The sequence below is a fragment of the Mesorhizobium sp. M8A.F.Ca.ET.218.01.1.1 genome (assembly GCF_004791165.1).
In the GTDB taxonomy this organism is placed as follows: Bacteria; Pseudomonadota; Alphaproteobacteria; order Rhizobiales; family Rhizobiaceae; genus Mesorhizobium.
This window is the reverse complement of record NZ_SRUZ01000193.1, coordinates 1-287: the sequence shown is the minus strand read 5'-3', so window position 1 is coordinate 287 and position 287 is coordinate 1. Positions and strand designations below refer to the sequence as shown.

1 pseudogene is annotated in these 287 nt (G+C 72.1%); it reads right to left on the bottom strand.

The window, feature by feature from the left end:
* Positions 1–245: pseudogene (locus EN861_RS34985) on the bottom strand (4-hydroxythreonine-4-phosphate dehydrogenase); the annotation flags it as partial.
* Positions 246–287: the final 42 nt, after the last annotated feature.

Below are 287 nucleotides of genomic sequence, written 5' to 3'. Positions count from 1 at the left end.
GGAACGATGGGGAGGGCGCGGGGAAAGTGATGCGCCGCTTGCCCCGGCAAGGTCTCCACGATCGCTATCGTTGCGCCGATTTCGCGCGCCCGCGCCGCAATAAGGGCCGGGTCGGCGAGCAAGTAGAAAGGCGGCACACCGGCGCTGTCGCCTGCCTGCCAGGCGGCGATGGCGATCTCCGGTCCGACGCCGGACGGATCGCCGACGCTGAGCGCCAGCGGCGCATCGGTCCTGCGCGCGCTCATGGCGTCCAGCGGGGCGCCGTGCCTGCTTCGGGGCAGAGCGGA